A 7,810-nucleotide genomic window follows, 5' to 3' on the forward strand; every position below is an offset into this window, starting at 1 on the left:
GGGATCCACCGTGCAACTGCACCACGTTCGAGTTCACAAGAGCGACGAGAATCTGGCCCGCGAGGACCAGCTGGCCTGGAAGATCGCCGAGGTCGCCGCCGACCCCGCCCTGGTCTCCGAGGAAGTGACCGAGATGGTCATCAACCGCGTCATCGACAACGCCTCCGTTGCCGCGGCCAGCCTGACCCGTCGTCCAGTGATCGCCGCTCGCTCGCAGGCACTCGCGCACCCGCGTTCCAACGGTGGCGACGGCGCGACCGTGTTCGGCCTCGCGCCGGCTCGCCGGGTGTCCCCGGAATGGGCAGCCTGGGCGAACGGCGTCGCCGTGCGTGAACTCGACTATCACGACACCTTCCTGGCCGCCGAGTACTCGCACCCGGGTGATAATATCCCCCCGATCATTGCCGTCGCCCAGCACCTCGCCGCCTCTCGCGGCCTGACCGGCAGCGACCTGATTCGCGGCATCGCCACCGGCTACGAGATTCAGATCGACCTGGTGAAGTCGATCAGCCTGCACGCCCACAAGATCGACCACGTTGCCCACCTCGGCCCGTCCGTGGCCGCCGGCATCGGCACCCTGCTCGGCCTCGACAAGGAGGTCATCTTCCAGGCCGTCGGCCAGGCGCTGCACACCACGACCGCAACCCGCCAGTCACGGAAGGGCGAGATCTCCAGCTGGAAGGCGCACGCCCCGGCATTCGCCGGCAAGATGGCCGTCGAGGCCGTTGACCGGGCCCTGCGCGGCGAGACCAGCCCAACGCCCATCTACGAGGGCGAAGACGGCGTCATCGCCTGGCTTCTCGACGGACCGGAGGGCTCCTACGACGTATCGCTGCCCAAACCCGGAAGCATCAAGCGCGCGATCCTGGACAGCTATACCAAGGAGCACTCGGCCGAGTATCAGGCGCAGGCCTGGATCGATCTCGCTCGCAAGCTGCACAACGAGCACCCCGAGCTGCTCGTGGCCGGTGCGATCAAGAGCGTCGTGATCCACACCAGCCACCACACTCACTTCGTGATCGGCTCCGGCGCCAACGACCCGCAGAAGTATGACCCCACCGCCAGCCGCGAAACCCTCGACCACTCCATTCCGTACATCTTCACGGTGGCGCTGCAGGACGGCACCTGGAACCACGTCGATTCCTACAGCCCCGAGCGCGCGGGTCGACCCGACACCATCGCCCTCTGGAACACCGTCACCACGACCGAAGATGCGGAGTGGACGCGTCGCTACCACTCCCTCGACCCGGCCGAGAAGGCCTTCGGCGGTCGCGTGGAGATCGAACTGGCCAATGGAACCCGCCTGGTCGACGAGATCGCCGTCGCCGACGCGCATCCACTTGGCGCTCGCCCGTTTGCCCGCGCGGAGTACATCAACAAGTTCCGCACCCTGGCCGCGCCGGTGATGGAGGTGTCCGAGATCGAACGCTTCCTCGCGCTGGCCCAGCGCCTGCCCGAGCTTGGTGCTGCCGACCTCGGGGGCCTGACCATCGTGGCCAAGCCCGGACTGCTCTCCGGGGTCGCCACGCCGAACGGAATCTTTTAATGCTGTACGCCGGCACGACCGCCGCCGACAAGCGGATTGCCCTGCGCCAGGGCCTAAAAAGCGGCAAGATTTTGCGCTACCCCGGCGCGTTCAACCCCCTGTCTGCCAAGCTCATTCAGCAGAAGGGGTTCGAGGGCGTCTACATTTCGGGCGCCGTGCTCTCGGCTGACCTCGGCCTACCCGACATCGGCCTGACCACCCTCACCGAGGTGGCCAGCCGGTCGCAGCAGATCGCTCGCATGACCGATCTTCCGGCGATCGTCGACGCCGATACCGGTTTCGGTGAGCCGATGAACGTGGCGCGTACGATTCAGACCCTGGAAGACGCCGGCCTGGCCGGCATGCACATCGAGGACCAGATCAACCCGAAACGCTGCGGCCACCTCGACGGCAAGCAGGTCGTGGATGCCGACACCGCGATCAAACGCATCCGCGCAGCGGTCGACGCGCGGCGGGACCCGAACTTTCTCGTGATGGCGCGCACGGACATCCGTGCCGTCGACGGGCTGGACGCGGCCGTCACGCGCGCCAAACAGCTGCAGGATGCCGGGGCCGACGCGATCTTTCCCGAAGCGATGGGCAGCCTGGCCGAGTTCGAAACGATTCGCGCTGCGGTGTCGGTGCCGATCCTCGCGAACATGACCGAGTTCGGCAAGGGCGAGCTGTACACCGTGCAGCAGCTCGAAAACGTGGGCATGAACCTGGTGATCTTTCCGGTGTCGCTGCTGCGCCTGGCTATGGGTTCGGCCGCCCGCGGACTCGACGCGATCGAAGAGACCGGCTCGCTCACCACGATGCTGCCGGAAATGCAGCACCGCGCGGACCTGTACGAGTTGCTCGATTATGCGTCGTACAGTCAGTTCGATTCGGGTATCTTCGATTTCACGTTGAACCCGCACATTTCGACGCCCAGTTCGACGCAGGCCTAAAGGAGCACAATGTCTGACACCCAAACTGTCGAACCACACATCTATAAGGGACTGACCGGCGTCGTCGTCGACACGACCGCGGTCTCCAAGGTCAACCCGGAGACCAACTCGCTGCTCTACCGGGGCTACCCGGTGCAGGAACTCGCGGCGAAGAAGAGCTTCGAAGAGGTCGCCTACCTGCTCTGGCACGGCGAACTGCCCACAGACCAACAGCTCGCCGACTTCGAGGCACTCGAACGTTCGCTGCGGCACATGAGCCCGGTGGTCAAGCGCATCATCGACGAGCTGCCGCTGACCGCGCACCCGATGGATGTCGTGCGTACCGCGGTGAGCGTCATCGGTGCGAGCGACCCCGACGCCGAGATTCCATCGCCGGAATCCGACCTCGCCAAGTCGATTCGTCTATTCGCCCAGCTGCCGGCGATCGTCTCCTACGACCAGCGTCGCCGGCACGGCCTCGATTTGGTCGAGCCCCGCGACGATCTCGGCTACTCGGCGAACTTTCTGCACATGGCCTTCGGCGAGGTGCCGGAACTCGTCGTGGTCAACGCCTTCGACGTGTCGATGATCCTCTACGCCGAGCACTCCTTCAACGCGTCGACCTTCACCGCTCGGGTCATCACGTCCACCCTGTCCGATCTGTACTCGGCCGTGACCGGGGCGGTCGGGGCTCTTAAGGGTGCACTGCACGGCGGCGCTAACGAGGCCGTCATGCACACGTTCGCCGAGATCGGACTCGAAGCCGGATCGGCGGCGCGGGCCGAACCGTGGCTGGAGAAGGCGCTCGCTGAGAAGCGCAAGATCATGGGCTTCGGGCACCGCGTCTACAAGAACGGCGACTCGCGCGTGCCGACGATGCGGGCCTCGCTCGTCACCCTCGTGGAGCATTACCAGAAGCCGGAACTGCTCGAATTGTACGAAGCCCTCGAGAGCGCGATGACGAACCGCAAGGCGATTCTGCCGAACCTTGACTACCCCTCGGGCCCGGCGTACCACCTGATGGGGTTCGACACCCTCACCTTCACGCCGATCTTCGTGGCGGCGCGCATCACCGGTTGGACCGCGCACATTATGGAGCAGAAGAAGAGCAACGCGCTCATTCGTCCGCTGTCGGCCTATAACGGCGTCGATCAGCGGCAGGTGCTGTAGCGCTGTTCTTTTCAGAGCGGATGCCGCGCTGCCAGCTGGCAGCGCGGCATCCGCTGTGTGCGTAACGGGTCGGGATCTAGCTAGCATTGATGAATGACACTTGATGCCGAGGCCGTGCCCACTTCGCCCGCTATTGACCGCGAAATTCTGCAGTGGACCGACTTCGCTGAAGCGTCGCGCGAGTTGTCGACCCGAGTGCGCGAGAGCAGTTTTCACCCGGATGTCGTGATCGCCATCGCCCGCGGCGGCCTGCTGCTGGCCGGTGCCATCTCCTACGCGCTCGGCACCAAGAACTGCGGCAGCATCAACGTGGAGTTCTACACCGGCATCGACGAGCGCCTGCCCGAGCCGGTGCTGTCGGCGCCGATGCTCGACGCACCGGCCCTGGCCGGCAAGAGGGTGCTGCTGGTCGACGACGTCTCCGACTCCGGCCACACCCTCGCGCTTGTCATGCGCCTGCTTGGCGAGACCGCCATGGAGGTGCGCACCGCGACGCTCTACACCAAGCCGCGCACCGTGCACGTGCCCGACTTCACCTGGCGCGAAACCGACAGGTGGATCGTGTTCCCCTGGTCGGCGCTGCCGCCGGTGCCGGGTGCGCCCGAGGATATTGCGCCCGAAGCGCTCGCCGACCTGACGGATGGGGTGCCCGCATGAGCGTGCACCTGGTCGGCGGCGGGGGAGACGCCGAGAGCGACATTCCGGTCTTCGCGACGTTCCTGTCCGAGGTCACGGCTCAGGCTTTCACAGCCGACCGCGACGAACCGATCGTGGCGATCATCACCGTCGGCCCGGGCTCAGCCCACGCCGAAGAACTGGCCGCTGCTCTCGGGCTTACCGCGCAGGCTCGACTGACCGTGCTCGCCCCCGGCGACGTCGCGGCCCTCACCTCCGTGTCCGCGGTCGACGGCATCATCATCGGCGGCGGCGTGACCCCCGACTATCTCGCCGCACTGCTGCCGATCGCTGGGGAGATTCGCCGCCAGGTCTCGGCCGGCGTGCCCTACCTCGGTTTCTCGGCCGGCGCCATGATCGCCGCCGAACGCGCCCTGATCGGTGGCTGGCGCATCGGCGGCGTCGAGGTCACGCCCCAGGATGTGTCGGAGGGCCTCGACGAGATCACCCTCGCCCAGGGCATCGGACTGCTCGACGTGACGGTGGACGTGCACGCCGCCCAGTCCGGCAGCCTGTCCCGGCTGATCGCCGCGACCGAGGCCGGACTCATCGACGGCGGCCTCGCCATCGACGAGAACACCGTGCTCGTGGTCGGCGAGGGGGCCCTCCGCGTGCTCGGAGCCGGCAGTGTCTGGAACGTCAGCCAGGCCGATGGCGGTGTGCTCGTGAGCACCATCGGTGCCTGATCTGCCCACCTGATGGCGGTAATTCAGCGGATGCGCCCGCTTCGGCGCACGCGCCGCTGCGGAGTGCGCTCGTGAACCTCGACGCCCTTGCGGCCAGCGGTGAGATCGACCCGGGGTGGGCGCGAGCACTCGCGCCCGTGGCCGATGACCTGGCTCGGGTTTCCGAGTTTTTGACGAGCGAACGGGCCGCCGGCCACGAGGTGTTACCAGCGCCGGAGAACCTGCTGCGTGCGTTCCGGCAGCCGTTCGACGCCGTGCGGGTGCTCATCGTCGGGCAGGATCCGTACCCCACTCCGGGGCATCCAACCGGTCTGGCCTTCGCCGTCAATGCCGACGTGCGGCCCGTTCCGCGCAGCCTCGGCAACGTCTACACCGAACTCGGCACCGACCTGGGCCTGCCGCGCCCCGAGCACGGCGACCTCTCCGCCTGGTCGAACCAGGGCGTGCTGCTGCTCAACCGAGTGCTCAGCGTGCGGGCCGGCGCTGCCGGTTCGCATCGGCGGCACGGCTGGGAAACCGTGACCGACCAGGCCATTCGCGCCCTGGTGGGGCGGCGGCATCCGCTCGTGGCGATTTTGTGGGGCAAGGACGCCGCAGCGCTCACGTCCCTGCTCGGCGACACACCCGTGCTCGAATCGGCGCACCCGAGCCCGCTGTCAGCCCGGCGAGGATTCTTCGGCTCGCGCCCGTTCAGCGCGGCCAACCGGTTGCTCACCGAGCAGGGGGCGGCTCCGGTTGCCTGGGAGCTTCCGGTAATCTGGAACCAACCAGAAAGGGGAGTGCCCGGTGCTTGAGGAAGAATACGAGCCTCGTCGTCGGCTGCCCCGCCACCTGCGGCCGGAAGTTGCCGCCGAGGCACCGTTCGAATACGAGATGCGCGAGGTGCGGGCGACCGATCTGCCGCACATTCGCGAGATCTACAACTACTACGTGGCCAACAGCACCGTCACCTTCGACGAGGATGCGATGACGCTCACCGAGTGGCGCGACAAGTTCTACTACCTGAACAAGCAGGGCATGCCGTTCATCGTCGCGGTCTCGCCGGCCGGCCAGATTCTCGGGTATGCCCTGGTCAGCCCATGGAAGCAGAAGAAGGCCTACCGCTTCACGGTGGAGAACTCGATCTACCTCGGCGCCGCATCGACGGGCAAGGGTCTCGGGCGCGAGCTGCTCGGCGAGCTGATCAAACGCTCCAAGGCGGCCGGCCTGAAAGAGATCATCGCCGTCATCGCCGACCAGGGAGCGGATGCCTCGATCAAGCTGCACCGCGACTTCGGCTTCGAGGAGATCGGCCGCATGGGCAAGGTCGGCTTCAAGTTCGAGCGCTGGCTCGGCACGATTCTGCTGCAGAAGAGCCTGAAGTAGCCCCTCTCTCGCGACCTGTCAGAGGCGGGGGGTGTTCAGGCGGCCCACCGCGTTGAGCACCGCGCGGCGAGGGTAGATGCTCGCGACCCGCGCGAGCACGGCGTTGCGCGTTCCGACCAGCACAACGGATGGCGTCACCGAGCGGTCGAGCGCAGAGAAAGAGGCGCGCATGACTTCCTCTACGGTGAGCGGCGTCCCCTTCTTGCCGCCGCTGGTCTGGGCGACCTCGAAGAACTCGGTGTCGGCCGGGCCCGGGCAGATCGCGGTCACCTTGAGGCCGCTGGCCCTGGTCTCGTAGCTGACCGCCTCGGTGTAACTGAGCACATACGCCTTGGTCGCTCCGTAGACCGCCATGCGCGGCACCGGCTGGAACGCCGCCGTGCTGGCCAGATTCACCAGCGCCGCGGTGTGCGGATTCAGCGAGGCCGTCTCGACCAGGTCGGGCAGAAAAGCGTGGGTCAGCGCGGTCAGGGCGTGCACGTTGAGGGCCACCTGCTCACGTTCCCGCTTCTCGTCGGAGTCGAGCACGGTGCCGAAGGTCGCGAAGCCCGCATTGTTCACGAGCGTGCCAATGGTGATCGAACGCTCGCGCAGGTCGCGCACCAGCTCGGTGACGGCATCCGCTTCGGTGAGATCGAGCGGAATCACGGTGGAGACCGTGCCGTATTTCTCGGCCAGGTCGACCGCGAGGGCTTCGAGGCGGGCCTGACGGCGGGCGACGAGAACGAGATCCGCGCCGCGCTCGGCGAGTTTGTGGGCGTATCCGACTCCGAGTCCGCTCGACGCTCCCGTGATAAGCGCGGTGGTACCGATGGGGTTGTACAAAGCGCTGGCCATGGCTTGAGGCTAGCCTTCCGGCGCGTGCATAACCAGTGTTGGCTGCCCGCCCGCCCCGGTCGAACTAAGCTCGCCACATGGCTGATCCACACGAATTGACCGCCCTGGAACAATGGCAGGCCCTGCAGAGCCGCGAAATCAGCCCGAGCGAACTCACCGAGCATTACCTCGGGCGCATCGAGAAATTCAACCCGGCGCTCGGCGCTTTCGTCACCGTCACCGCGAATGCCGCTCGTGCCAGGGCCCGGTTCGTCGAAGAACGGATGCCCCGAACCGCCCCGCTCTGGGGTCTCCCATTCGCCGATAAAGACCTGCACCTGCGCGCCGGGGTACACGCCGGGTTCGGGTCGCGCCTGTTCGATGGCTACGTGCCCGACCAGTCCGACGACCTCGTTCAGGCGCTCGACGACGCCGGCGGGGTCAGCCTCGGCAAGACCAACACCCCCGAATTCGGCCTGGCCTCCTACACTGAAAGCCTCGCAGCGCCGCCCGCGCGCACCCCGTGGAACCTCGCGCTCGGTGCCGGCGGATCCAGCGGCGGCGCCGCCGTCGCGGTCGCCGCCCGGCTGCTGCCGTTCGCGCCCGGCTCCGACGGCGGCGGGTCCATTCGCATTCCCGCTGCC

General features: G+C 67.0%; 9 protein-coding genes. 8 read left to right on the forward strand and 1 reads right to left on the reverse strand.

Annotation, left to right across the window (positions count from 1 at the left end):
* Positions 1-10: 10 nt before the first annotated feature.
* The 7 genes from E3T29_RS14140 (at position 11) to E3T29_RS14170 (ending at position 6,350) form a co-directional block, all read left to right on the forward strand.
* Positions 11-1,546 (forward strand): MmgE/PrpD family protein, encoded by a 1,536-nt coding sequence (locus E3T29_RS14140; RefSeq protein WP_134346257.1) that lies wholly within the window; start codon positions 11-13, stop codon positions 1,544-1,546.
* Positions 1,546-2,475, forward strand: coding sequence for a methylisocitrate lyase (prpB, locus tag E3T29_RS14145; protein WP_092340579.1), 930 nt, complete (start codon positions 1,546-1,548; stop codon positions 2,473-2,475). Before E3T29_RS14140 ends, prpB begins: the two co-directional genes overlap by 1 nt.
* Before the next feature lie 9 nt (positions 2,476-2,484).
* Positions 2,485-3,624, forward strand: coding sequence for a bifunctional 2-methylcitrate synthase/citrate synthase (locus E3T29_RS14150; protein ID WP_134346258.1), 1,140 nt, complete (start codon positions 2,485-2,487; stop codon positions 3,622-3,624).
* A gap of 93 nt (positions 3,625-3,717) precedes the next feature.
* A complete protein-coding gene (locus E3T29_RS14155; RefSeq protein ID WP_134346259.1) occupies positions 3,718-4,281 on the forward strand; it encodes a phosphoribosyltransferase in 564 nt (187 codons plus the stop codon).
* Positions 4,278-4,985, forward strand: coding sequence for a Type 1 glutamine amidotransferase-like domain-containing protein (locus tag E3T29_RS14160; protein ID WP_134346260.1), 708 nt, complete (start codon positions 4,278-4,280; stop codon positions 4,983-4,985). The genes E3T29_RS14155 and E3T29_RS14160 overlap by 4 nt, the downstream gene beginning before the upstream one ends.
* 71 nt (positions 4,986-5,056) lie before the next feature.
* Positions 5,057-5,779, forward strand: a complete 723-nt coding sequence (locus E3T29_RS14165; RefSeq protein WP_134346261.1) for a uracil-DNA glycosylase — start codon at positions 5,057-5,059, stop codon at positions 5,777-5,779.
* A complete protein-coding gene (locus E3T29_RS14170; RefSeq protein WP_174776429.1) occupies positions 5,772-6,350 on the forward strand; it encodes a GNAT family N-acetyltransferase in 579 nt (192 codons plus the stop codon). Before E3T29_RS14165 ends, E3T29_RS14170 begins: the two co-directional genes overlap by 8 nt.
* An 18-nt stretch (positions 6,351-6,368) precedes the next feature.
* On the opposite strand, the gene E3T29_RS14175 is transcribed toward E3T29_RS14170, so the two are convergent.
* Positions 6,369-7,187 (reverse strand): SDR family oxidoreductase, encoded by an 819-nt coding sequence (locus tag E3T29_RS14175; protein WP_092340584.1) that lies wholly within the window; start codon positions 7,185-7,187, stop codon positions 6,369-6,371.
* A 77-nt stretch (positions 7,188-7,264) separates the two neighbouring features.
* Here E3T29_RS14175 and E3T29_RS14180 point away from each other — a divergent pair.
* Positions 7,265-7,810 (forward strand): amidase (locus tag E3T29_RS14180; RefSeq protein WP_134346262.1); only part of this gene is annotated, 546 nt, incomplete at its 3' end.

Origin of the sequence: Cryobacterium sp. TMT1-66-1 (assembly GCF_004403435.1) — a bacterium.
GTDB classification, from domain to species: Bacteria; Actinomycetota; Actinomycetes; order Actinomycetales; family Microbacteriaceae; genus Cryobacterium; species Cryobacterium flavum.

Coding starts and splice junctions, on each gene's coding strand:
- E3T29_RS14150 (WP_134346258.1), top strand. CDS start 2,485: ATGTCTGACACCCAAACTGTCGAACCACACATCTATAAGGGACTGACC.
- E3T29_RS14175 (WP_092340584.1), bottom strand. CDS start 7,187: ATGGCCAGCGCTTTGTACAACCCCATCGGTACCACCGCGCTTATCACG.
- E3T29_RS14155 (WP_134346259.1), top strand. CDS start 3,718: ATGACACTTGATGCCGAGGCCGTGCCCACTTCGCCCGCTATTGACCGC.
- prpB (WP_092340579.1), top strand. CDS start 1,546: ATGCTGTACGCCGGCACGACCGCCGCCGACAAGCGGATTGCCCTGCGC.
- E3T29_RS14160 (WP_134346260.1), top strand. CDS start 4,278: ATGAGCGTGCACCTGGTCGGCGGCGGGGGAGACGCCGAGAGCGACATT.